The organism is Paenibacillus sp. J22P51 (genome assembly GCF_059692215.1).
Window position 1 is genome coordinate 221,529 of sequence record NZ_JCAUAZ010000006.1, and the last position, 26,673, is coordinate 248,201.

Annotated in this window: 19 protein-coding genes; all 19 read right to left on the bottom strand. The window is 46.6% G+C overall.

Translation table 11 applies throughout. The features are described 5' to 3' along the window. Positions 1–4 precede the first annotated feature (4 nt). Positions 5–1,693 (bottom strand): polysaccharide deacetylase family protein, encoded by a 1,689-nt coding sequence (locus tag AC58QC_RS15675; RefSeq protein WP_497416052.1) that lies wholly within the window; start codon positions 1,691–1,693, stop codon positions 5–7. A gap of 68 nt (positions 1,694–1,761) precedes the next feature. Then, positions 1,762–3,039, bottom strand: coding sequence for a DegT/DnrJ/EryC1/StrS family aminotransferase (locus tag AC58QC_RS15680; RefSeq protein WP_497416053.1), 1,278 nt, complete (start codon positions 3,037–3,039; stop codon positions 1,762–1,764). Positions 3,040–3,075: 36 nt separating this feature from the next. Further along, positions 3,076–4,071, bottom strand: coding sequence for a Gfo/Idh/MocA family protein (locus AC58QC_RS15685; protein WP_497416054.1), 996 nt, complete (start codon positions 4,069–4,071; stop codon positions 3,076–3,078). Beyond that, complete coding sequence (locus tag AC58QC_RS15690) at positions 4,068–5,822, bottom strand: polysaccharide deacetylase family protein (RefSeq protein WP_497416055.1); 1,755 nt, start codon at positions 5,820–5,822, stop codon at positions 4,068–4,070. The genes AC58QC_RS15685 and AC58QC_RS15690 overlap by 4 nt, the downstream gene beginning before the upstream one ends. Before the next feature lie 55 nt (positions 5,823–5,877). Beyond that, positions 5,878–9,591, bottom strand: a complete 3,714-nt coding sequence (locus tag AC58QC_RS15695; RefSeq protein ID WP_497416056.1) for a hypothetical protein — start codon at positions 9,589–9,591, stop codon at positions 5,878–5,880. Then, positions 9,569–10,684 (bottom strand): alanine racemase, encoded by a 1,116-nt coding sequence (locus tag AC58QC_RS15700; protein ID WP_497416057.1) that lies wholly within the window; start codon positions 10,682–10,684, stop codon positions 9,569–9,571. Before AC58QC_RS15700 ends, AC58QC_RS15695 begins: the two co-directional genes overlap by 23 nt. A gap of 14 nt (positions 10,685–10,698) precedes the next feature. Then, positions 10,699–11,457: an SDR family NAD(P)-dependent oxidoreductase gene (locus tag AC58QC_RS15705; RefSeq protein WP_497416058.1), complete on the bottom strand. Its 759-nt coding sequence runs from the start codon at positions 11,455–11,457 to the stop codon at positions 10,699–10,701. 38 nt (positions 11,458–11,495) lie between these two features. After that, entirely contained in the window at positions 11,496–11,891 is a 396-nt protein-coding gene (locus AC58QC_RS15710) for a Rid family detoxifying hydrolase (RefSeq protein WP_497416059.1), read from the bottom strand. Between the two features lie 6 nt (positions 11,892–11,897). After that, positions 11,898–13,193: a M20 family metallopeptidase gene (locus tag AC58QC_RS15715; RefSeq protein ID WP_497416060.1), complete on the bottom strand. Its 1,296-nt coding sequence runs from the start codon at positions 13,191–13,193 to the stop codon at positions 11,898–11,900. 2 nt (positions 13,194–13,195) lie between these two features. Continuing rightward, entirely contained in the window at positions 13,196–14,512 is a 1,317-nt protein-coding gene (locus tag AC58QC_RS15720) for a hypothetical protein (protein ID WP_497416061.1), read from the bottom strand. A gap of 20 nt (positions 14,513–14,532) precedes the next feature. After that, positions 14,533–15,369, bottom strand: coding sequence for a sugar phosphate isomerase/epimerase family protein (locus AC58QC_RS15725; RefSeq protein ID WP_497416164.1), 837 nt, complete (start codon positions 15,367–15,369; stop codon positions 14,533–14,535). Between the two features lie 102 nt (positions 15,370–15,471). After that, on the bottom strand, positions 15,472–16,410 hold the full coding sequence (locus AC58QC_RS15730) for a GNAT family N-acetyltransferase (RefSeq protein ID WP_497416062.1): 939 nt from the start codon (positions 16,408–16,410) through the stop codon (positions 15,472–15,474). Positions 16,411–16,421: 11 nt separating this feature from the next. Beyond that, positions 16,422–17,474 (bottom strand): response regulator transcription factor, encoded by a 1,053-nt coding sequence (locus AC58QC_RS15735; RefSeq protein ID WP_497416063.1) that lies wholly within the window; start codon positions 17,472–17,474, stop codon positions 16,422–16,424. A gap of 4 nt (positions 17,475–17,478) precedes the next feature. Beyond that, positions 17,479–19,281 (bottom strand): sensor histidine kinase, encoded by a 1,803-nt coding sequence (locus tag AC58QC_RS15740; protein WP_497416064.1) that lies wholly within the window; start codon positions 19,279–19,281, stop codon positions 17,479–17,481. 115 nt (positions 19,282–19,396) lie between these two features. Beyond that, a complete protein-coding gene (locus tag AC58QC_RS15745; protein WP_497416065.1) occupies positions 19,397–21,370 on the bottom strand; it encodes a DUF4838 domain-containing protein in 1,974 nt (657 codons plus the stop codon). Positions 21,371–21,385: 15 nt separating this feature from the next. Beyond that, entirely contained in the window at positions 21,386–22,252 is an 867-nt protein-coding gene (locus AC58QC_RS15750) for a carbohydrate ABC transporter permease (protein ID WP_497416066.1), read from the bottom strand. Between the two features lie 31 nt (positions 22,253–22,283). Beyond that, entirely contained in the window at positions 22,284–23,252 is a 969-nt protein-coding gene (locus tag AC58QC_RS15755) for an ABC transporter permease (protein ID WP_497416067.1), read from the bottom strand. A gap of 110 nt (positions 23,253–23,362) precedes the next feature. Then, on the bottom strand, positions 23,363–24,982 hold the full coding sequence (locus AC58QC_RS15760) for an extracellular solute-binding protein (RefSeq protein WP_497416068.1): 1,620 nt from the start codon (positions 24,980–24,982) through the stop codon (positions 23,363–23,365). A 138-nt stretch (positions 24,983–25,120) separates the two neighbouring features. Continuing rightward, complete coding sequence (locus AC58QC_RS15765) at positions 25,121–26,470, bottom strand: hypothetical protein (RefSeq protein ID WP_497416069.1); 1,350 nt, start codon at positions 26,468–26,470, stop codon at positions 25,121–25,123. Positions 26,471–26,673 lie beyond the last annotated feature (203 nt).

Here is a 26,673-nt window from a genome sequence, read left to right on the forward strand (position 1 = left end):
AGGTTCACCCTCTTTTCAGTTGTACGCACTTAACGCCAAAGCGTTCGTTGATAAGCTGCTCAGCCCCCGGTTCCTCTTCCGAAAGAATCGGACGCCAAAAAACCGCCTGCTCAGCTTCATTCTCATCGTACTCGGTTCTGGTGATGACATTCCCTTTTTCATCCAAACCGGTAATTCTCATTTGCCTTCGTTTACGCTCCCAGCTGTTAATTTGTCCCCCGGTCCAGAACGTGAATCCGCGTTCTTTGGCTATATGCACAGTTTGAAGCAAAGCCTCTTGAACCTCCGGCGAGCTGTGTATTCGTCCTTGATGGTATAAGAAGTGCGCTACACCGCGAACCTTTTCCACCTCTTCTAAAAAGGGGACAATTACGCTTGCATCGGTAAACTGAGGAATATCCTGTGTCAAAAATCCGATTTCCAGCACATCATAAAGGCGGTTGGCTTCATTCGACCAAGCCATCGGATAATACGGTTGACAGGTTCCGAAAAGGAAGCCAGCCGCTCCCGATTTGCTCGGACCTCGCGTCTGATCCGATTCGATGCCACATTCTTCACACCACTGGAACAGCTCTCCCCAGCCTTCAAATCGGGTGAAATGGTTTTTATTGCTGATCACTTTGCTCTGGACGGTGTTCCTAAGCCACTCGATTTGCCGATTGAAATCCGCTTGATCCCATCTGCCACCCTCATTGATATTCGAGTTGAAATGGAGAGCGAGCTCATGACCAGCTTCCTCGATTAGCGGGTAAAGCCAGGCACTGTACCCTGGCTTCATCATGCACCAAGAAGAGTGAATGCCTGCGGCTGCTAGTGTTTGCAGAGTAGTGACTGCGTCTTCGTCAAAATTTCGGTCGCTATCATGTGAAATCATGGCTACTCTCTCTACACCTTCTGGCCAATAGTCAGAAAATGGCACAGGTTTTTGTTTTTCAACCATTCGTCTGAGAATATGTGAAACAACAGCTTCACGCCATAAATCCGCGTACGGATGTGCGAAGTAAGCCATTCCAGTTTCTGTCGTTTTTCTATCATACTCCCAATTCATCTCTAGCCCATCCTCAGCTTTAAGCAGCCCATCGTTCAAGTTCCCAGTCCCATCAGCAGCTGGTGTCCCGTCCTCCAGAACGGGTCCTGTTCCCTGCTGCAAACCAACAATCGTTCCCATCACATCGACGCTCCAACGTTCGATTGTTCCTAAACCGATTGTGAATTGTTGCAACAGGGGACCCGAAGAAACACCCAGGGGAACATTAGCAATCGTCCCCCAATCCTTGCATGCTTCTGCAGGCTCTTTCTGTTTCACCCAAGGCGAGGCACTTAGAAAACGCAGGGGTCTTGTGTCTCCCAGCCCCTCTGGCAAATGAGCATAGCCTGCAGGAAGTGGTTCAGTTCCAGCGAAGCCTAGCCGACGTGCAAAGCCATTTAACCCGGCGAATGTAACAACTATTCCTCCACGCTCCGCATATCGCCAAATGGTATCGTTAGCGGCCTCGTGACTCGGTGCTGCAGCAATGAGGATGAGATCAAACTTATTCTCCAGAATCTGATGCAGCTCATCGATCCATTCGAACGGGATGCCTGCATGGGAAAGGATTTCACCAGCATAAAGACCGAACGTATTCAGCCCATATCTCAATCGCTGCTCTATGGACCGTTTGTCCCGCAGAATCCCGATTCTCGCTATGTTCACGCGACATTCTTCCTTTCCAATCAAGTAGGATGACTACGGCTGCCTTCAATCTCGGCAAGATCCTCTCATCAACCGTGAGCCTTGGCGCTTTCTTTGACTTCCAACGCCTTTAACACTTTAACAGCTGCTGTAGCGATTTCATCCGCTTCTTCATCAGTGAGGATCGGGCTGATCAAAGTGATCGTTATTCTACCCAGCAGGTCATCGCATTTTGGACACATGTCTTTTGTATATACGACCGGGTTCTTGAACGGAAAATTGTACGGGAAATTGTCCTTTTCGGCCGTACGCTGCTCGAAGAAACATGGGATCATATAACAAGGTATACCATCGTACATCGCATGAGTAGAGACATTTTCCGCTTTCATCGCTGCTGCGTATTCCTGGGCCCGTTCCAGTGTAGAATGAACGATGCCCAATACACAGCCGGTATCGCCGTCGTCGTCAACGGCCGCGCGGAATCTTACATTCGGCATCTCAGCCGCAATGAACGAGCGAATTTTACGGTGATGTCTTCTCATAGTTCCGATCACGGTATCGAGCTTCTTCCACTGTTCGATCATGACGGCGCCGGTCAGCTCGCTCATTCGGTAATTTTGTCCGGACATCACGTATTGAGGTTCGATTCCGAAGCGGTCTTTGTCCCGGAACATGCCTTGATCATGATAGCGCACAGCACGTTCGAACAGCTCGGGATTCGAGGTTATGACCGCTCCGCCTTCGCCTGCCGTCAACATTTTATTCATTTGAAAGCTGAACACGCCGATGTCCCCGATTGTGCCACAAATCCGTCCTTTGTACGTGCAGCCTTGGGATTGGGCTACGTCTTCAATCACGAAAATGTTGCGTTTTTTGGCGAATGCCATTATTTTATCCATGTCACACGGACTGCCGTTGATGTGTACCACGATGATCGCTTTGACTTCGTCATCATAAACCCGTTCTAGATCGTCCGGATCCAAGTTGAGCGATTCGTCCATGTCGACGTATACGGGCACCGCATTACTGCTTACGACGGCTCCTGCCGTTGCGATGAACGTATTTGCCGGTACAATCACCTTGTCGCCGTAACCGATTCCGAGCGCCTTCATGGCAACCACCAAACCGGCCGTACATGAAGAGACGCCAAGCACATATGGGATATTCAAGTCCCGTGCTATCATATCTTCCAAAGCCTTTACCGCATACTGCATATCCGGTCCATAGTAACGGAACGGTGATTGGGCGGCCAACACCTTAGAGACCGAATCGATTTCCTCTTCACCGATCAGCATCGAGCCTCTGAAAGGTGGAGGCAGCGGCTTGCTCCTAACTGGTATTCCTCCGTCAATCGCTAACTTTTCCATATTTCAGTTCCTCCTTCAACTTATTCAAAGTGGTTCTTACACATTAGTTAGCTTTGTGCTCGCGTGGTCGATTCTCAAAACGGTTGCATTCGCGCGATATACGTCCTCCACCGACAAACGGTGAGGTTTGCCGGCGATTTGATTTAAGAAATCTGCCGCCAGTGTGGCGGGTGGAGTCTTGATTTCCCAGCGAGTCGTCTTGTTATGATGATCGGTAAAGGCAATGAATGGTCCTGGTTGTCCAAGCGGGTCTCCGGACGTCCGAATTTCAGCTCTTCCTTTGGTACCAGATACGAAGATACGGCCGTCTCCCCAAGACTCGAACGCTTCCGGCATCAACCAATCTGATTTCATCGTAGCCGTTATATGGTCTTCAAGAATTACGTTGACAACTGCGTTTTCATAAAGACTTGGATATTCCGGGAACCGATTTTTGACCAACATACTATTGTGCCCCACGATTTCCTTGCCCGTAAACCACCAGAGCATATCGACGTCGTGAATCATCAGGTCGATGATCAGACCTCCGTTCAGTGTTTTATCGAAAAACCACGCAGGTCTGGTGGCTGGATGAAGTTTATGCGGCTTCAAGAAGGTGAAATCCTCGATTTCACCTAGCAGCCCTTCGTCGATCATTGATTTCAGCGTAAATTGGGCCGGAGCAAAACGGGCGGTCAACATCATCCCAAGTTTAATTCGCTTCCGGTCGATCACTTGGCGTAGCCTGCTCAAGCCGTTCTCGTCGATGACAACCGGTTTATCCGTCATGACGTGGATCCCATGTTTTTCAGCCCATTCAATCACGTCGATTTTACTAATGTTTGGTCCGGCGCTGCCAATGATTTCTACTCCCAGTTCAAGGAGTTCATCTATGGACTGGAACATTGGAACTCCATAAGAAGCTGCGTACTGTCCTGGAATATGATAATCGCTTTGGTCGAATATTCCTGTAAATTCATGCCCTTCTTTGATCATTTCTTCGATAAATGACTTGATATGATAGTGCTGACAACCGACAATAGCAAATTTCATGTTTGTTCAACTCCTATTTTTGATTTGCTCCTCGACATTCGTTTGCACACAATTCCGAACTTCATCTCAATGACATCATCTGGGGTTGCTTGTTCATCCTCGCGAAGCGGCCGCCAGAAAACAGCCTGAGCTGCATGGTCAGCAGCGCCCAGGATGACGGACTCGTCTTCCGTCACGCCAATGATGCGAACGGTTCTTCGAGCTCGTTCCCACTCGTTGATCTGACTGCCGGTCCAGAAAGTGAAGCCACGCTCCCGCGCTTCCTTGACGACTTGTCGAAACGCTTCCCGCACTTCGGGGTACCTTTGAATACGCCCCTGGTGGAACAGGAAATGAGCTACTCCCCGAACATGGCTTACCTGCTCCAAGAAAGGAACGATAACACCCGTATCAGTAAATTGGGGAAGGTCCTGTGTAAGGAAACCGATTTCCAGAACGTTGTACATCCTGTTCCGTTCATCCGACCAAGCAATCGGGAAATAAGGATGGCACGTTCCGAACAAGAAACCGGCATTTCCTTTCTTGCTCGGTCCCCGCGTCTGGTCCGATTCGATGCCGCAAGCTTCACACCACAAAAACAGTTCTCCCCAACCCTCGATGAGGGTCATGTGATTCTTGTTGGTGACCGCCTTTTGTACGACGTTATCCTGCAGCCATTCGGCTTGCCGCTTGAAGTCCTCTTTCGTCCAACTCCCGCCTTCGTTCACGTTTGAGTTGAAATGAAGCGCAAGTTCATGTCCTGCTTCCCTAATCCGCGGATAGACCCAAGCGCTATAGCCCGGCTTCATCATGCACCATGTCGATTGGATCCCGTGTTCCTCGAGAATTTCCAAAGTCGCAATAGCGTCTTCGTCCCAATTGCGGTCACTGTCATGGGATAGCATGGCTATCTTTGATATTCCTTCGGGCCAATAGTCGACAAATGGCAATATTTTACCCTTCTGCGCCACTCTTCGCAAAATGTGGGAAACGATGGCCTCTCGCCACAAATCAGCGTAAGGATGGGCGAAATAGGGAGCCCCTTGCTCCGTTAGCACGCGGTCATGTGTCCAATCCAGCTCTACTCGGTCGTCTGCCTTCCATAGTCCTTCATCGACGGGCGCGCTCCCGTCCGGTGCAGGAACTCCGTCATCGTAGACAGGTGCCGTCCCCTGCTGCAGACCGACGATTGTGCCCGGTAGATCGACGCTCCATCGTTCGATAGAGCCCGAGCCGACTTGAAAATGCTGCAGCACCGATCCAAGCTTCTTTCCCTTCGGCTCGCAGGCGATGTCTCCCCATTCCATACTTCCGTGAAGCGATCCATTTGTGTCACGGACACCGGGTCCCCAATCGCCCACTTCCGCATGCTGCTGAGGGCGCACCCAAGGAACAGCGCCGAGAAATCGGAGCGACCGGGTGTCCCCGAGGCTCTCAGGCAATTCGGCGTAACCTGTCGTGAGCGAGACTGATTTCATATAGCCGAGCCGCTTCGCCAATGCGTTGATCCCCGCATAACTGACGACGATCCCGCCACGCTCCGCGTAAGCCCAGATCGATTGAGATGTCGCTTCATCATTCGGGGCTGCTGCTACGATAATCAAATCATAGAATTTTTCCATCATATGATGGACACTATCCAACCATTCATACGGAATTCCAGCATGGGAAAGCACTTCTCCTATGTACCGTTCGAACACATTTAAACCGTATTTCAACCGTTGTTCCTCTATGCGTCGATCCAGTAAAATTCCGACTCTAGCAATGTTCATATGCGGTCCCCTCCGTAGAAATGCTCCAGCCTTGCTATTATCCCGATTACTCGCTCTAACTTAAGCTAAGTCGAAGTACATTAGAAAGTGTGAACGAATCCCCGGGTTTTACGTCCATGTGCACCCTTTTACCACGATATTCGATAACCTGTTTATTCCCCAATCCAAGCCGCTTGTGTGGAGAAGGCCAACCTTCTTCCAACTTAATGAGCGTCATGTCTGAGCGAAAAGAAAGTATGCGACCGTCAAGCTGCGTCTCATGTAGGTTATAGGCAGATGGCTTCAAGTAATCCGCGGAGTCAATTAATGCAGCCTGCCCTTGGAACGCTTGTTCCAAGCCCTCGTCAACGCGATCGAGCTCAACTTTAATGGCTCGGGTTTCTGCATCCACTTCAGTAACAACCCCTCGATAAGCAGATACGTCTGCTGTCCACTCACCATCCGATGTTCGGATAATGGAGTAACGTACAGCTTCAAGTTGAACGAGCTGATCATACCGATAGCGCAGCACCAAAGCCTTGGCATCCGTTTCAAAGATTCGTCCCTGGGAATCACAGAAGCGGACCTTTTCCCCTTCCGTATAAGAACTGAGCACAATATCCCGATGAATACCATCCTTATACTGAATCTCGATGCCAGTCGACATAGCGTGATGAGTGGCTGAGTCCAAGACCGACTTCAGCGGATGAACAGCTTGCAGGAACGACGTTCCCTCGAACGGCTCCAACACGCTATTAAAACCTGCTGAATGAGTCGCAGCGTCCAAATTGTCTTCGTCCCTCCATAAAACAAAGGGTTCCCAACGGGATTTCCGCATTTCCTCCCCGCCCTTTTCTCCGAGGCATAAGATGAGTTCGCGCTCTTCCCCTTTTGGAACTGTATGAATTTTCAAGGACGCAGCACCATAAGGGAATGTCCAGGAAACGGGTCGAGTCACCTTAGCCTTGCGCAAAGCTTTCATCCATCCGTAGCCAGGCTTGCTGTATAAAGGAACATCCGAACCAGCTAGTGTGCCTTCCATAGGCAGCCATTCCGTTTCCTCGATACCTTCGAATAGTATGGATTCTGGCGTACAGTCCATTCCTACCGTATTATAATCGAACGTTTTCCCGCCCGATAAGCCATTAAAATCAACAATATATGCGTTCTCCTGATCAGGAGCTTGAACGACCCAACACCAACGCTCGTAAAGCGTTCCCGGATAAGCAATTGTATTATCAAGTCCCGCCATTTGCAGTATATTACCCTCGTAGTGGCTTTTTTGGCGTGAATAGGAATGCATCTGATCCTTACCATCGACTATAGCAACAGTACATGCAGCCGCATGTGTTTCCCACGCCTCATATTTGGGACTGAGCCACGTAAACGGATATCTTCCGCCTGAGGCTTGCAGATGATACCCGTAGCCCCCAATCCACAAACCCAGCTTATCACCATGATGGTGTCCTGCGGTCGGCTGTCCGTACAGCATCACATGCTTGCAATTGTGAGCATTCGTACCTACACGGAACATACTCGTTTCGGAGTCTTGTAGAAGGAAGGAAGGTTGAAGCTGATCGGAATTCGCCTCATACTGCTGATATTCCTCCCACTCGGCCGCCGTAGCGAGCAGTAATAACGAGTGCTTATTGTTCGTATCTCGAACGCTCCTGAGGCGATAGGCGGTTAACTCCTCCTGATCATATCGGGATAAAAGCCCGCCTATTACCGAACGAAGCGATGGCGAACGGCGGTAAATGATTTCATAGGACGGTGTATAAGTGATTTTGCCTTTCCGACGATCTTCAGATATCGGCTCTACATTATCCGCGAGCGTGTCGCCAAACATAGGTATCAGGCTTCCCGATCGAAGCTTCGCAAACAGCCCGATCACCTGCTTCAGACTGAAATCCGAATCTTCAAACAGATCGATTCCTTTTGGAAAATGCTCCTCATCCGTGAACCCGTAGTTGTTGTTTGCCATCATGGACACTTGCTCGCAAATCGCTGCCATATAGCCCAATGAATCGTAAATATAACGGCCATCTCGGAAAAAGTTATTACGAAACTTCGATTCCAAGCTATATTTTCCACCATACAAAATATGATGCATTAGCTTGCCGCTTCCCATATACGAGCCGATAAGCAACTGTAAATAAATCCAACGCAGAGACCAGTCGGCGTCGCGAGTTTTCTCAATTTCGCAACTGTACAAAATGTAAGGAATCATTTCGTGGACAGCCGTGTTCACATTGAATGGAGTAGTTCTCGTCTTATTCTCTGCATCGGGTTTGGCCGCAAAAAAGCGTTCTAGATCAGGACGAAACGCCTCCCCTGCTTCATAAAGCAGGTCCGCTGCTTCAAAGAAGTTAGAAAGCCAGTGGGATTCCGTCGTAGTCGGCTCGGATATTTGCACCGTGTCGTAGTAGCCCGATCCATAGTTGCCGTTCATATACGGAACCAACTCAGCAATTCGCCCAATTAACAGTAAAGCTTTGAAGGCATATTTCGTTTCCCCAGTCAGCAGATAAGCATAAGCCAAGTTATTAATCGCACCGGAGTTTTGCATGCCTGTCGTCTCTTCACACACATTTGTATCCTCCAAGACGGAGCAATATGGATTTCCCATCAACATGGATAGGATAAATAGACGGTACGAAGCCGTAAACATATACCGTACACCCGGATTTGGAAATCCTTCTGGTGCCAAAAACCCTTGGCCATCGTCGTCCATTACGATCTCTTCACCCGTTGTTGGGTTATGCAGCTTCATCCCGTTATACCACCATGTTTGGGTCTTAGGGTTATAATATTGATAAGGCCGCTCTAGACAAAGCTGATAAGCAGTTCGTTTGCCGCCTTCGAGAGGATCCCCGAAATATTGGCCAACTGAAAGCGCCCTAGGGTTGCCTACTGGTACCAATTCGAACAGCTCATCGTCACTTTTTGCAGCCCAGTAATCTGCAATTTGCAGAATCTCTTCTTTCACTCGTCCGCCCCAAAGTGTCGTGTTTGCAGACTCACGAGCCTTGTCAACGTCGGCTCTAGATAATCTAGCCGTAAAGCCCTTACGTTTCTCCGTCACATAGCCGTATATTTCTTGAGGTATCTTCCACTTTTCCCATCGCGTAAAAAAGTACGTGCTCTCCGCTTGAACCTCGTGCTTCCTCGTCTCGATCTCCTCTTCGGTCAGCCCCCGGGTAAGCAGTAAATCTCCCATCCCTAACCCCATCGTCGGCCGATCGCCTGGAATACCCGACCACGTAATCAGCGTGGTTTCATCTCCGCTTTTTAACGTGCGAACCGCGTTAAACCCGAGAATTCTTTGGTCTTGAGACTCAATTCGCAAAAGCCGAAGCGGCATACTCAACGTTAGGTTTACAAAGCCATCCGAAGTAGAAATCGAATAATCAATGTCGGGGGGAATCTCCAGCTTTTCAATTTCATACAGGAATTCCTCATACACCACGCTGCCATCCTGTTTAAACTTCATCGAAAATGCCCCATGTCGTTTCCTGCGCGTATGGCCAAAATCGAAAAAAAGCACGACTTCGCCGTCGGCTTCGGGAGGGACAGACTCAAAACGCAAATTTAGGCGGAAATTATCTAATTCTGTATAGGCACGGAATGAAATAGCGTGATCTGAGTCCTTTAGTTGAACAATCTTCGCTCGAAAGCCCAGATCGGCAACCTTAAATTTCCCAGAATGGGGAGCTTCGAGGAAGCTGTTGTGTTCATGTACCAGATAAATAGGATAAGTCTCTTGATTATTGTACTTTTCCACGCGCATCTACAGGTAGCACCCTTTCCATTCGGCCTTTACGAATGCCGATTAACTGATCATGCATGTTGGTCGTTGTGCAGCAATGGTTTGGGAGAAACAGAAGCTGCTGTCCAACAGATAGATTCATTCCTTCTGGAACCCTCACAGTTCCATGTTCTTCGCTTAACCGTTCAATGATTACGTCCTCACGGCCATATAACGTTCCATAGCCCTTCCGATGGGGATTTAAATCACTGGAAAAAGTCTTGGAACCCCCATCGATGATGACCATCCCCTCACGCGGAGCGCTTACAACAGTAGCTGCCACGTAGAGGGCACAATCGTCAGATCCCGCAACGCCAAGATCCCGTTGTATGCCGTCGTTAAACACGTAGGAACCAGGACGCATTTCGGTTACACCGATTTGTTCAGCTATGAAGGCTGCAGTTGGCGTTGACCCCACGCTAATTTGTTCGATGTAGATCCCATCTCTCTTCAACATCTCCTGCGTCATCACTAACAGTTCGGCTTCGTTTCTGGCTGCTGAACGCAGTTCTTCCGTATTTTTGGATCCGTATGAATTTCCGGCATGAGTCATGAGCCCGGTAACTTTCAAACCAGGAAAACGGCTCATTTCCTTCACTAATAGCGCTGTTTCCGCCCCAGGCTCTCTGCCGCAGCGGTTCAACCCCGTATTAACATCAACGTAAACCGCCACTTTGCAGCCCATGGCCTCCCCGAGATGGGACAATCCGCGTGCCACCTCAAGGTCATCTGTACTGACCGTCACATCCGCACGCAGCATTAATTGCCGCAAGCGCTCCAGCTTTGTCTTCCCTACGATGGGATAGGCAATCAATATATCTCGGATCCCAGCGTTTGCCATCACTTCTGCCTCACTAAGCTTTGCCACCGTAATCCCGTTCGCCCCTAATTCAAGCTGTTTTTGGGCAATCCATGTATTTTTGTGGGTTTTTGTATGAGGCCGGAGCTTGACCTCAGCAGAAAGAGCCGATTGAGCCATCCTTTGGAGATTGCGCTCCATGATATCCAAATCTACGAATACACTAGGTGTTTCGAGTGTTTGGAGAGCATCAGGCAGTTCATAGATTTCAGTCATAATCGATTCTCCCCTTACGCAAGTTTGATGACTTGACCGCCATCCACCACGAGATTATGGCCGGTCATGTAACGAGATTCGTCTGATGCTAAGAACAAGGCAGCATCCGCTATCTCATCCGGCTGACCGACTCGGCCCATCGGTATCGTTTTGACATAATCAGCTATAGCCGGAGGATCGTCAATCATCGACTTTGTAAGTCGAGTTTCAATAAAGCCGGGACATAACGCATTCACTCGGATTCCGTAAGGTGCCAACTCAAGCGCCATGGACATGCTAAGCAGGTTCATGCCGCCTTTTGTCACATTGTAATGTGCCTGCATGGCTTCCGCGTTAATGCCATTCACGCTTGACATATGAATGATAGAGCCACCCGTCCGTCGTTCCATCATTTCTCGAGCAACTCGCTGTCCGACGAGAAAAGCACCCTTCAAATTCACGTTCATGTGCTCATCCCAATCTTCCTCCGAGATGTCTAAGAATGCGCTCAATCCACAAATGCCTGCGTTGTTAACCAATATATGTACAGCACCCCAGCGTTCGATGACCACGTCCACCAATCGGTCAACCTGACTTTTCACCTGAACATCAACCTGAACCGTCATTACCTCGCCGCCTTCGCGTCGAATAAGGCTTGCCGCCTCTTCTAGAGCGGTAAGGCTGCGTCCTGCAATCGCCACTTTAGCGCCTTCTTTAGCGAAACGAACGGCTGTTGCCAGTCCGATACCGAGCGAACCTCCAGTAATGATCGCTACTTTACCTTCAAGTCTCATTGTGAGTCCTCCTAGTCAATACCTTATCCCTCGGATTCTTAACCCTCCGGTATGACAGCTACAACGTCAACTTCCACACGTACGGTCAATTGGCTGCCGACCGTTGTGCGAACCGGGCGAACGGGTCCTGGAAAAAGCTCTTTATATACACTGTTAAACCGTTCAAAATCATTTAAATCTTCTAAATGCGCCGTAACTTTAACCACATCTTGCAATGTAGCTCCTGCCGCATTTAGAATCGCTTCTAAGTTACGAAACACAAGCCGCGTCTGCTCCTCGATCGTACCCTCCACGATCTCCCCCGTTACAGGATCTAACGGTCCTTCTCCTGAAGTATAAATAAGATTACCTACCCGAATCCCCTGTGAATAAGGACCTGTATTTTGCGGCGCTCCGGTTGTGCTAATCTCTTCTTTCACCCACTTGTTTGCCATTTGAAATTATCCCCCGCTTTCTACTCCGCACCATTCAACAATGGCGGTGATATAAATTTTGGTAAGCTTGATCAAACTTTCAATGTCTACAAACTCGTCCGGAGCATGAGCATTCTCTCCAACCGGTCCAAGTATGATAGCCGGAGTGTCTGAGTAACAATTGAACATAAATGCGTCACAAGCAAATGGTGCCGTATAGGCTCCAACTGGCATACCCCACTCCTCTTCCGCATGCTGCAGCAAAATGTTCGTAAGTGGTGTTTCAGATCGGCTTCCAGGGATAAACCGGGTGATCAACTCCCAGTCGACCTCAAGCCCAGCTAGTTCCGGTTGTGAACTTAACGAACGTATCGTACCAATAAATTCCGACTCCAAGACTGAGAACGACTCACCTGGCAAACATTCGACCCAAATTTCAATCATGCAAGTTTCCGGGATCCCGTCTGCCATTCCAGGCTCAAAGCCCCCTGCTTGGATCATCGAAAGCACGACCCCTGGACTTTGGGACTCGCCAGTCGGTGTAACGAAACATTTACGCTTCTGCATGTCATTCTGATAACTCTCAATAGCTCGAATAAGGTGTGCCATTCCGTAAACGGGATTTCGCAGTTCTTCACCGCCAAAACCCATGCCACCTTTGCCTCGAACACTTATCTTCCAGGCAGCTCCACCCATGTGTGAGTCACAGACCCTCATGTTAGTAGGTTCTGGAACGATCGCAGCATCTGCTCGATTCCCGCGGACGCGGCCTGCCAAAGTTCCGTTGGCACCACCCATCTCTTCATCCACTACGCTCTCGAAGCTAAGATCACCGAGCAATTGGATTCCTTTTTCCTGCAAATATTGAAAAGCAAGCAAGACGGCAGCGGTACCGCCTTTCATGTCGTTTGAACCGCGACCATACAAACGGCCCCCTATGATGACAGGTTGGAAGGGGTCCTCTGCTGTTTTGCCGGGAATGCCTGGCACGACGTCTGCATGAACGGCAAAGAGCAGTGATCTTCCTTCGCCCTTCCCCTTTTTGTAAGCATATAAATTCGGCCGATCCGTATAGTTGCGTTCTCCCCAGTAAGCCTGATGCGTTCTCAATCCGTCTACGCCAGATAATGGGTACAACTCTGCATCGAAATCGAGCTCCATTAACGCCTTCTCCAGGTATTGCTGCATGGGCAATTCGTTCCCATTGGGTGGTTTATTTTCGCTCGGAATGGACACCATCTCCGAAAGCATCTTTACAAGATGGTCTTTTTGATTCCGTACCCAGCTTTCCAAATCTTGTTCGGCAAATATCGCTTTACTCAATCTCATATCCCTCCATCCGAATCGCATAATTGTTTTAAGAGCCCAAACACCGTGTTGACCATCCGTTCACCGGAGTCAGGGGCTAGCCGGGTTCGAGAAGTTAAACGAGTCTCGTATCCGCCCTGAACGAACGCTTCTCGGGTTGCTACATATCCGTTGACGCCGTTCGCATAAGCAGCGATTAGTGTGTGTGGGGAGGGTGATCTTTGTTTAAGGTCGTGACCGAACTCCACGAATAATTCACATGGGAAGGCTGCAATTGCTGACGCCCCAATTCGAAGCGCCTGAATTTCAACGAATACTTCCGTTTCCTGCCGCTCACTAAGAGTGAGAAGCTGCCTGGCAAAAAAGGAGTCCGCCTCTGTTATTGCTTTCTTATTCTCAGGATGTTCTGACGCTCGAAGCAGATCTTCAGCTTGTTGGAGATCCTCTGATGACGGCTTGCGTACAGTAAGTGAAAGCAGTTCGCATCGCCCCTCTACATGAAGCGAATTCTCCATGACAGCTTTTTCTCTAGTTTTGATAACTTCACCCGCTAACACTCGCCCCAATCGGCGAAAAGCGTCAGGCTCGGGTCGTAAGGTATGCATAAAATCAAGATGATTAATATTTCCACATGCCCCGTTAAGAAAAAGACTTATGAACGAATTACCGTAAACCGCTTTCAATACACGGCTAATTTCTCCTGGGTAGTCTGCGCTATACCGTTTACCACCGATCGTGTCAGGATGACAGGCGAAATTCGTTATGACTCCAAGCGGACTGCCGTCCTCGCCATCTAATCGAATGACGAATACGTCTGAATCAATAGGACCCGCCGGCTCTAAGATGTCTGGATTGTTAAATCCTGGATTAGTCCGCAGACTTCCATCCCGCATAAAATAACGACGATTAAATGAGATCCCGTCCTCTTCACCTTTAGCGAAACCAATTTGGGCGGCTCTTCTGTTTCCATAAGCCAAAACCGCTGCATCCGCAGCCTTCTTGACTAAGTAAGCCGTGTACTCGTCACCATCTGGACCGCGATCCCGATAAATGGGTCCACCTGTATGGGTATGTGTAGCAGCAACCAAAATATGGGATGCAGGAATTCCGGTATCCGCTGTCACCCGTTTGCGGATGGCATCCACTTCTTCCTTCTCTATCCCTATCGTATCGAGTACGATGATGGCCGACAACCGCTTGCCATCTCCAATTACAACGGCTTTGACGTACAGGTTGTCTTTAATCCCAATTGCAGGTCTAGGTGTAAAATAACCTGGAATGGCAAACCCCAGCGGGGGTGTGATATCAATTTCGCATAAGCCGCATTCAATCATGGTTTGTTCGTTCCTCTCTTCTACATCCGGTTCCTCACGGTTATGCCGAGTTTCTGCTCGACATAGTCCCTGCAGACCTTCAGACTGTTCAGAGGGGTGCTTGTGGTCTGATCAATTTCAATGGTCATCCAGCCGTCGTATTGGATTTCCTCCAAAAGACGAATAACAGCCGGGAAATCAATAGATCCAAGCCCCAGTTCGCAAAAAATCGGCAACGCCTCGTCTCCGGAAAAAACAGGAAAATTAGAACGATCCGGTTCGTCCGGAGTGACGTCCTTGATATGCATATAAGCAATCCTATCCTTGTATCGCCGCATCACGGTGACAGGATCCATACCTGCCTTCGTTAGATGAGCTGTATCCGGACAAAAGAAGACGAAATTGGGATCCGTCATTTCCATAATGGCATCGAGTTCGTTTTCATCTTGAATTTCTGTATTCAAATGCGGGTGCACACAGGCTTTCACACCAAGATCGTAGCATCGTTTGGCAGATTCATTAATCGCTCTAGCGGCAGTCTTTAATTCCTCTAGCGTCGTACCTCCCGCTGTTCTCGGTCCTCTCGGTCCAAGTACGATCCGATCGCTGCCGTTCTGAGCGGCAAATCTAGCGACACGCGTATTATATTCCACTGTTTCATGGAATTGCGAAGCATCGCTGAATCGGCCCCCACCATATAACGCAGACAAAACAAGACCATATCGCTCAAATAATGCTTTGAATTCATGAATGCGATCTTCGTATTTCAGTGCGATTCTTGTAAAAGTTTCACAAGCTCGGAAGCCCAGAGACGACGCTTCCTCCATCCCTTTAACGAAATCTTCTTCCCACGTAATTAAGTGGCATGCTACTTTCATCTTCAACACCGGTACTCCTCCTTTTTACCCATTGGGAGATACCCTAACTTTATTCTATTTTTTCCAGAATCGGGATGGTATTTTATATGGAAATATGTCTTTTCATGAGTAACCTTCTTTGGCATATAGATGGTAGGTTTTCCAGATAGAAAAACCTACTTTGGCATAGAAATCAACTTCCGACGTCCAATCGATGACCATCAGATGATGATTCCGTTCTTGTAAAACCCGCATACCTGCTAGTAGAACCGCTTTTCCGTACCCATACCCACGATATGGAGCCGCAATGCCCAGTGGACCGATGCCACCGCATGGCTCTTGAAAACATGGACTCCAGAATTGATTGCCAGCCAGAATGGGGGAATTCTCGTCATTAATACGGCAAAAACCGATAATGCTACCCGACTTACGCAAGAGAACAAATTCTCTGCCTGTCCCCCCTGATGCAAAATACCGGTTTGTCGTCTCTTCCCAACGCCCGGGAAAGTTTATGTTCATGAAAGCGATCAAATCTTCACGATCTGCTTCCCCAGCAACAGACAACGTTGCTTCCGCCCCCACATCTTCCTCTACGATTACCTTACAACGAAAATCACCTAACAGATCGTTAGTGCTTCCCCGTTGCTTGAACCCACGATTCTCAAACCAACGTTTCATACCTTCATAATGGGAGGGTACTCCAGGAAAGAAATGTCCAGAATCCCCGCCTAGGGCAATAGAGCTCATTCCTACGTCCTTTAACGCTTTTTCAGCCAATTTAAGCAATTTATCGCCAATACCTAAATTTCTATAGCGAGAGTCAACGAGCAGTATTGAAATATAACCCACACCGAATCGCTGAACTTTGCTTATGACAACCCCCACTGTATAGCCGGATGATTCTTCCTCAACGACGAAAGAACCCTCCGATAAAAAATCCGGGTGGTTCAAACTGTTTTGAAGCAATAGACGTGTGCTGAGCGGAAAATCGCTCCCTATCTCCCGATTCCACAGTTCGCAAATTCGTTCCATATGGCTTGGGGTTAGCCTCACTGTTCGCATTTCCAACCTCCTCATCCTTCTAAGGAATGGCGGTACTCCGTCGGAGAAAACTTGTAATACTTCTTGAACACTTTAGCAAAATGAGCATATTCATTGTAGCCGACCGCATAGGCAACCTCGTACACCTTATTGTTCGGATCACTCAATAACTCGATCGCCTTGTCCATTCGTAATTTGGCTATATATTGTGTGTAACTAACGCCCACTTCTTCTTTGAACGACTTACTGAAATACGTAGGCGACATCCCTGCAAGTTCAGCTGCGTTCATCATGGAAAATGATTCGTTCGCAAAATTCTGATTAATCTGTTTCATGGATTCCAACATATTTTTATGCGAACCCCAATTCCGAATATGCCGGATTTCTTCCATTGCGCATTGCAGCACCAGTTCAATATGTCGTTTCAATTGCTCGGCTTGACCGTTCCATTCATAGTCGGGAAGAGATTTTATTTGAATTCTGTTACCGCTCAGACCCGCTATTTCTGCTTGCAGCAAGTAAAACAGGTGTATAAACATCTCCTTGAGTCTCGCTGAATTGGCTCGATATGTCTGCAACCGCTGGTGTATCCCTTCAAGCTGCTCCCAAACGGCAGCCACGTTGAGGACCCACATGTGCTTCGCCATTGTCTCCGCTTCTACCTTACACACAGCGATCCATTCACTCCGCTCAATGATGCCTTTACGTTCATTGCCCAGTTTCTTCTCGGTTAAAGAAAGTACTCTTAATACCTCGTCAACATCAAGCGGCTTAAGCAGATAATCGGAAACGCCATGTCGAAGTGCCTGTTTCGCATAGCTAAAATCGCTGTATCCGGAAATGATAATCACTTCAGTCTGGATCCCACGGCTTACGATCTCCTCAGCCAGTCGCAACCCATCCATCACCGGCATTCGAATGTCTGTAATGACAACATCCGGTAAGGAGTCGCAAATGAGATCAAGCGCTTCTTGACCGTTCTCGGCAAATGCACTTACTTCAAATGAAGAAGTCTCCCGCTCAATGATTGTCTTTAAACTGCGTTTCACTGATGGCTCATCATCCACAATTATCACTTTATACATGCCGTTACCTCCCAGGCAATGTAATATCCATATGTGTACCGTTTGGCCCTGACTCACGGATGTATAATCCGTAAGGTTCTCCGAACGTAAGTCTAAGACGGCTGTGCACATTCCACAATCCAAGATTTTTCTCTTGAAACTGATGCTCGCGAACCATTTGTTGAATAGTGACCTCCTTAAATAATCGGTTCAACCTGTTCAACGTCTCCTGAGTCATTCCATTCCCTTTGTCAATTAAAGAAATGACGTATACCCGATCATCTGTAAACCTTCCAGATATTTTCAAATACTCCGGCTTACGATCATGATCTTCGTAACCGTGCTGAAAGGCATTTTCCACAAGCGGTTGTAAAATGAGACGTACGGTGGAAACTTGCATCGCTTCAACTTCATCAACATCCCATTCAACTTTGAGGCGTTCATAGCGCTCTTTTTGAATAGACAAGTATGTCTGCATATGTTCAATTTCTTCCAGAAGTGTGACTGTTTTTTGTGGATTTCCGACGTTATAACGGAACATTTTGGCGATGGATGTCACCATTTTACTAATCGGCCGTACCCCAGCTTCAATGGCATATGAATTCACTACCTCCAACGTGTTGTAAAGAAAGTGTGGATTAATTTGCGACTGCAAGATAAGGAGGCTGGACTCCATTTGCTTGATTTCATTTTCCTTTTGTTTCAACTCAGCAAGATGTACGACTTCAATTAGCCTTTTGATTTCGGAGACCATGTTGTTAAAGCTCCCGAACAAGCTGCCAATTTCTTTGCCTTTATGCACTGGCGCACGAACGTCCAGATTACCGTCTTCAGCTTTGCGCATAAGCTTCTGCAGGAGGAGCAATGAACGTGTTATGGAGAGTGTGAAAGTCCCAACCGCAACTAAAACCAAAGCAACTAGAACTAAACCAATTCCGAGCGTAAGATAACGCAGATTCATCAAGCTGCCGATGAGCTCCTCTAGCGGGAGCTCATCCACAATGACCCAGCCTGTAGATTTAAGATCATCGTAAATGACGAGTTTCTTCTTGCCTGATGATTGATCGATATAAAAGCCGTTTTTCTCTTCTCCTTGCAGACCAGTGTAAGTTGGAACTGCCTCATTAACGTACTTTCCCCACAACTTTTCATCCTGGTGATATATGATTCGATTCTCTGAATCCATCGCCCAGATCAAATCGGAATTACCTAGCTTTACGTTTTCCAGTAAACGGGGAATCACTTTATAGTTCACATCAATGATGAGCATTGCTCTTATTTTGTTTTTTGAGACATCCCGCAAATCGCGCGTGATCGTAAGTACATTCGTGGAGTTAACTTTTCGGACGCCTTCGATGTTGAAGTTTTTGAATGTCCGGTTCGTTGTACGATTCCCCTTATATTCGTTAAAAGCTTCAAGAGAACCGCGGTCCTCGTAGCTGCTAACGATCAAACCGTCATCTGAGACAATGGAGAGATTAATAATGTCTGTTCGCACTGATAATATATTTAAAAATAGCTCATTGTCTATTTTTCTTTTCATAACGTACATGTCATAAGTGTCTACATTTTTTGAATTTAAAAACTGATTCACTAATGGAGAAGTTAAAACGGGAGATGTGATGGTGCCAAGCTCCACGAAGTATGAGTCGAGGTTATCGTTAATTTGTTCCACAATTTGTCGGCTGTAGTGTATCGCGTTGTTTTCGATACTTTGTGTTGACTTTTCGTACCAGATCATGCCAGATACTAAAAAAGGGACACAGACAAAGCCAAGAACCAGGATGGCCAATTTCACATGCATCGATAGCTTCCTAATTTGGACCATCCTTATCCCACCTAACAGCTTTTAAAATTTATTATACCATGGAAGCGTTTCATTTTGGACAACCTTTTTACGACTTAGGAGTCTGTCCGATGGAAATACTCCATCGGACAGACTCCTAGGTGACTTCGCCGCCGAAATGAGTTTTTGTTTCATCATCAAACATCTTGTGCAGCGTTTGAATATACAGGAAAACATCAAACACTGGTTGGTACAGATCTTCATTCCGCTCTACATAATCGGACGTCTGTGCCCAAAGTTGTCGCGCTTCCTCTGCCTTACCATCCGCCCTAGCCTCTAAAGCAGAAGCAAGAAGACTTATGATATTCGCATGAATTTGTAAATAATCCCATGACTTTGCGATCGTTGGATGGAGCTCAGAACCTAGGTTTCTCTCCAAAACAGGTCGAAAAGCGTTCACTACCTCTTGTACAGACCGCAGTTTCTCAGCTGCTTCGCTGCTGACCCTTGGCTTCTCCCCTCTCATATAAGGTGGATCAATTAGGTCAGAGATCGTTTCCAAATAAGTTAAACAAGCTTCACCCTCATCCCCGAAGGAAGCAAGGAAATACGCTTTGGCTAATTGCCTAAAGTCCGCTTCATCGTTCCATAACGTTTTTCCAAGCACATACATGCCTAGGCCAGTTGGGAAAAAGGAGCGCTGTGTTTGATCACTGATGATTCCGTTTAACTGAAGCATCTTTAAATTTTTCACGTCTTGGCTAATCATATCCGCCATTTGGAAATATCCAGGATCCAGATAATGATCCCACATATGATGATACTCGTAGGTAAAGCCATCACCATCAAATAATTGCTGCCACTCTTTCAAGAATGCCACATTCTCTCGGATGTTCGTCGGGAACTTCAGACGGTTTCGAACAAAAGGTTGGATTTTGATACCCGTTGTATCCGAATCATAGCTTTGGCTGTAGGTTCGGCTAATGGGTGCGAATAAGAGCATGAATCTGCCCGGATTTTTCAATGTTTCTGTCTCAGGTACCCACAATAGATCCAAATAAAGCAGGAACACGACTCTGGTGCTCAGATTCCTTAACGTCAATTCCTCGTCCAATTCGTTTAACATCATGATATAAAAATCTGACGGTAACGCCTTAACGCAATTTTCACACTCGCAGTGGTTATTGAACGCATCGGCTAGCCAGAAATGCAGCATATCGATATGGGGGTTATTTTGCGCATGATCAGCAGCGTATTGCACGACCAACCTTCTTGCTTCCGGATTGGAGAAGCATAAATTCGTATTCAACGGCACGCCGTGCCATAGCTCCCTTTTTCCATCCACTAACGCAAAATAACGAGATTTCTCTTCTTCGACCTTATAATCAACGGAATCCCAGCCTAGACAAGGAAGTCCGAGAGGCTCTCCGGTCCAACCGTGACCTACAGCATGGTAGATGAGACCCCGTTTTTTGATCTCTTTCTCCATTTCAACCGTAAAAGCGTCCACTTGTTCGATTGTAAGAGTCTCGGGTTGTTTGTACTTGTTATGCCGATGACCATACCAACGATCAAAGAACGTATACGGAGTTTTGAATTCCAGGAAGTAGGAGTTGAAGCCTGCTTTCGGCGCCCAATGAATGTTATCGAGCATATTCTCAATGCTCACTGCTCCCTCAATGCAAAGGCCTCTATGCCGATAGGTTGCTTTCTCATTAACGTTAACATTAATGGTCTCAAGTGCTTTCTTGGGTATATAATCTCCATCTGCTCCAGGTCGTAGAAAGCGGCATCCGGCCTCTTCGAGGAACCTATACACGCCAAGCAGAACGCTGCGTGGATTGGAACCGGCAATATGTCCCCTTCCGTCCGTTACGTTCATGTTAATAGCATCGTCCAACTCAGGATCTGCCAATTCTGGCATTGAAATGCCCAATTCACCGAACAAGCCTACCCGAAGGTAAGCTGCTTCACTCTCGGTATGGGGGGCATCAATACGTGTGTTAATTAGGTACTCGGGTGACATGAGAAGTAAATATTTCGAAAGTTCTTCAATGGCAAAATGGATGGTCGGTTGATCATTCATTATCGCAATCGTCATTACTTTAACTTGTGCATTGTTCAATACCATATGCGGTATCTCCTCCTATTCCTTCAAAGAACCCACGTTAGCACCTTTGACAAAGTACTTTTGTAAGAATGGATATACGAGAATAATGGGGCCCGTTGCAAATATGATGACAGCGGACTTCATCGATTCGACGGTGTGTTCGAGAATTTGTGCTTGGTCGAACTCGAGTGAAAGTTGACTATCTTGGACGATGCCCCGCAAAATAATTTGCAGTGGATACATTTGTTTGTCTCGGATGTAAATCAAAGCATCAAAATATGAATTCCACTCGCCTACCGCATGAAAAAGTCCTAAAGTTGCAAATACGGGCAGAGATAGTGGGATCGTAATTCGGGCAAAAATCCCGAATTCAGAACATCCATCAATTGCAGCAGCATCGAACAACTCTGCTGAGATTCCCTGAAAGAACGTTTTCATAATAATGACGCCGAACGCGCCCACCGCTCCTGGAAGAATTAGAGCCCAGTACGTATTGATCATTCCTAAGTTTTTGATGACTAGAAATTTAGGTATGAGCGGCACTGAGAAAATGAAGGTAACAATAATGAGCTTCAATATTAGTTTACGTCCAGGCATCATCGATCTTGAAAGCGCATAGGCCATCGTGGAGGTAAAAAACAAATAGGCAAGAGTCCCCATAATAGTAATAAAGCAAGTAACGGCCATAGCCCTCCACATATGGGATTGAGTAAGTATAATTTGATATACTGACGTATTAAACCCTTTAGGCCATAAGAAGACTTGATTTAATTTCACAAATTCGTTAGAACTTAGAGAAACTGCAAGCACATGCAGCATAGGAGCAAGCATTGTGAGGCTAAGCACTGTAAAAAACAAACCGTTAATGAAATGAAACAATCGTTCAGATTTATAAATTGGCAATGTACAGTCCCTCCTCTCGCCAAAACAACCCTTAGTAGATACTCTCTCCTGTTACGCGTTTAGCTAACTTGTTCATTCCAAAAATCAATATTAGTCCTACGACTGCTTTGAAAAAGCCGAGGGCCGTCGTATAACTGTATTGGGCACCTTGAATACCAACCCGATAAATATAGACATCAAACACATCCGCAACGTTCCGGTTAAGCGAGTTAGCATAAATCAATATTTCTTCAACACCGGTATCCAGTATGTGTCCGATACGCAACAGGAGCAAGATAACAAGTGTAGGCAGCAAACTAGGCAGCGTAATGTACCACATTTGCTTCCAGCGGTTCGCACCGTCAACAGTAGCAGCTTCATAAATATTAGGATTGATCCCCGCAATAGCTGCTAAATAAAGAATCATGCCCCAGCCAACTTCTTTCCATATAGCAGAACTAACTACAATTGCTCTGAAAAACCGAGAATCCTGTAGGAAGATGATTCTATCCATACCGAACCATGCGAGGAGATCATTAATAATCCCTTGAGGATCAAGCAGCTGATAGAAAATCCCTCCAACGATTACCCATGACAAGAAGTGAGGGAAATACAACATAGTCTGTATCGTACGTTTGAACAGCATGTGCCTGATCTCGTTCAGAAACAAAGCGAGAATAATCGGTGCTGGGAAACTAAAAAACAACCTATAAAAACTGATAATAAGGGTATTTTTAAGTAGATGGTAGAAATCATATAATGAAAACATGTTCTTAAAATGCAAAAAGCCTACCCACTGACTGCCGAAAATACCTTTGAAAATGTCATACTTTTGAAAAACAATAACATTCCCAAACAAAGGGATATATTTGAATATTGCAAAATGTATTAACCCAGGCAAGCAAATAAGGAATAGAGCCAGCTTACGATTGGAACCGATCTTGTTAATTAGTAATGAGATGTTAAAACGTGACAGCTTCCGATTTGGAGCGATATTTTTAGTTGGGGAAGTGTTGCTCATCAGAAAACCACCTTTGCTTGATTGCTCAACAGCGTATAACGTATTCTCTTTGAATGATGGAAATTAGAGTGAAAGGGGAAGTTTTCACTTCCCCCTCAAGTTGATCATCATTATTTCTTTTTGTTTTTAGCATACCAGTCATTTGCTTCCTTGATCGCCTGTTCTCCACCGCGTTTTTTCCAATCAGCCACGAAATTGTCAAAGCCTTTGTCAGGATCAATCTTGCCAATCATAATTTGGGTTAGCGTATCCAGGAACAATGAACCGGCAGCGAAACCAAGTTCTGGTTTTGTTTTGATCGAATCTGGCGTTGGCATGCTCATACTTGGGATCTCGAACAAGTTTTTCTCTTCGAATCCAACGCCTTTTTTAACCAACTCAGGATCAATTACGCCTTCTCTTTTAATCACTTCAGGATCCATCCGTGTATCGCCTGCCGGATTCACGAGTGTTTGGTATTGCAGCTTTTCATTCGCGTTAACAGGAGCTTTAGGATCCCAAGTAATTTGACCGTTTGCTTCTGTGTAGTTACGGTCTTTGATACCGTAACGGAAGAAAGTGTCTTTCTTCGCGTTATCCGAGTAGGTCCAGTCAAGGAATTGGATGAAGCGCTCTGGATTTTTCGCGTTTTTGGTCAGAATATACACTTTAGCAATACCAGTTCCTTTTGGACCGAGTATATATTTCCCATCGGCTTGCTTCACACCTGGCAGCAAGTCGATTTTCGCGCTTTTTCCAGCAAATTTATCCGGCGTCCAACTATTCAAATTCCGCAAATCATGACTCCAAGTCGCAACTTTATCGTCTTGAATCGCCTTCGTCCAATCCGCGTCTTTTACGTTAATAAAGTCTTTGTTAATATAGCCTTTATCGTATAGCATTTTGTAAAACAGCATAGCTTCTTTCATTTTCGGATTAATAATATCCGGGAGGAACTGGCCGTTTACATCGTGCCAAACAAGCGCTCCATTTTCACCCGGTGAAATACCTTGAGCATAGAAGAAGAAGTTACTGAATCCAAACAAACCACGAATTTCATAACCGACTTCGTCATTTTTTCCATTGCCATTCAGATCTGTCGTTTTCACCTTTTCGAAGAAAGCGAGATACTCTTCCATCGTCTCAGGTTGTTTCATGCCTAATTTATCGAGCCAGTCCTTACGGATAAGAAGTGCTTGAGGGTTGATTGGAGTTAGCAGCTTCGGAATCCCATAAATTTTCCCATCCTTGCTCAAAGCGGGAAGGTCCCAAGTCGTTTGTGGAACTTTTGCCTTAATATTTTTACCGTACTTGTCTAGCAAATCGTTTAATGGTAGAAATATGCCATTCTCCACCGCAGTAGCGTGTGCAGAGTTAAGAATGGAGTCCGATGTAACAACCTCTGGTATGTCACCAGATGCGAAACGAACGGTCACTTGCTGTGTATAATCGGCCGATGGAATAAATTCATACTTAATAGTGGTCGGCTGACCTGAAAATTCGGAGAATAATCTTGCCATTTCCATGTGATACGGATCCTCTTTAGTCGCCGTCTTGGTGTAAGCGTATCCACCATCGTTGGATATAACGTTAAACGTTGCCTGAACCTTAGGTGCCTCTGTTGCCTTGGATGTTTCTGTTGCAGTTGCTTTAGCATCTGTTGCTGCAGGCGCATCTTTAGTGCTACATGCTGTAAGCAATACGGAAATACTCATCGTGACTGTGAGTGCTACGGGTAACCACTTTTTCATGCGTTTTTCCCCCTTCACCTTGCTTCAAATTGGCCATGCTTAAACGTTATACGTTTCTTCTAGCTTAAAAGAAATAGATACATTCGAATATGGAAGAAATAGTTGATGTTATGTGCTTTTATGACTTATTTACTATGTTTACATCTCTTTTGGTGTATGAAGCCTTTCCTCTGCCTCTTTGACGGCACCTAGTATAATCCATTCATTCTCCGGTACGAAAGGCCCGCGATACCCGTGAAGGACGAATGCCTCCGCTTCATATCCGCCTTCTATCAATATTTGACGTGTGGGAATATAAGTAGGAACTCCGTTGCTGTAGCCTAGTACCATTACGTTCATTGTTGAGAACAACCTTTTGATATAGATGGCATATTGAGAGGGTACCTCTCCTTCCAATGCGATCATCCGGAACCCATCACCCAAACCCCACACTGTGATTGTAAAAGGAAGAATTTGGCGCACACTGCCCTCGTAAATAGCATCAACCGTTCGTCTGGCCGCTCGTCTTCTGTACTCGGTTTTCGTTTCGTCCTCTACGATGGCGAGCATTTCAGTAAGCCCCCATGGCTCTGTGAAAAGTCTTACTCCCACCTCAGCAGTCTGCATGGATCCTGTAAGCTGCAGAGCTTCACACTCGGACATTGTCCGCTTTACATCTTCTGCCAATTCCACCCCAGCTTCTCGCATTTCTTCTACTGTACACGATTTAAAGCGGTCTCCGATGACAGTTTTCAGCGGTTTAATGTCCGCCCCGCAGCCCTGTAAAAAGATCGCAATGCTGTCCGGAAACGACGCTTCCAATTCCGTGCAAGCAAGACCCACAAACTCCGCTGAAACCTTATTCGGGCCAATACAGGTCGGATGACAACCGTAGCTGAACAACAGTCCTTTATGCTCGCCCTGTGAATCAAGCAATTGGAGCACGAAAAGGTCTTGATCTGTTTCCGCTTGGAAATTGGGCTTGAACATCAAGCCTTCTTCCGTCATGAGCCGTCTACTAACCCCTGCTTTAGAAATCCCTTTTATCAGTTGTAGCGTGCCATCTGCTAAGTTTTCCGAACAATGCTGCACCAAGCCGACTATCGTATCGCGAATATAACGATAATAGCGGATGTCCTCCCCATAATCGATATCCTCGTCCTTCTCCGGCCATTGCTCCTGCCCAAGGCTGTACCCGCCTCTGCGTCCTTCCCGTGCCTCGCCCGTCAAAAATACGGAGCAATGTGTATGTGAAAAATTAATCAACACCTGTTCCGCATTTAACCCGAATACTTCTTTTAACGCTTTCTTAACGCCCATTACAAAGCTGCGATCCCCACCAAGTGCATCCAACGTAATCACAACAAGCTGACCCATGTTTTCAAGCCAGGCAACTTTAACGAAGATGTCATCCAGCACCCCTTCGCTCTTTCGATCCCTAGTTCCGAAGCCGGCTAAAAAAACAGGAGTATCGGGCGTAATGCATTGTTTTGCGACCGCGAATTTCAAATGAATCAACTCCTATTTGCATAAGTTCCGCCAACTCAATTACTTATCTTAATAGTACTGGGAGCAATGAAAAAGGAATATGTACAGACGGCAAAAATCATGTGTTTTTATGACTGCATCAAAAAAATGAATATTAAGCGCTTCCACAATCGATTTCGCCATGAATTAATAAAAAAACACATATACATGGCAATCTATTTCCG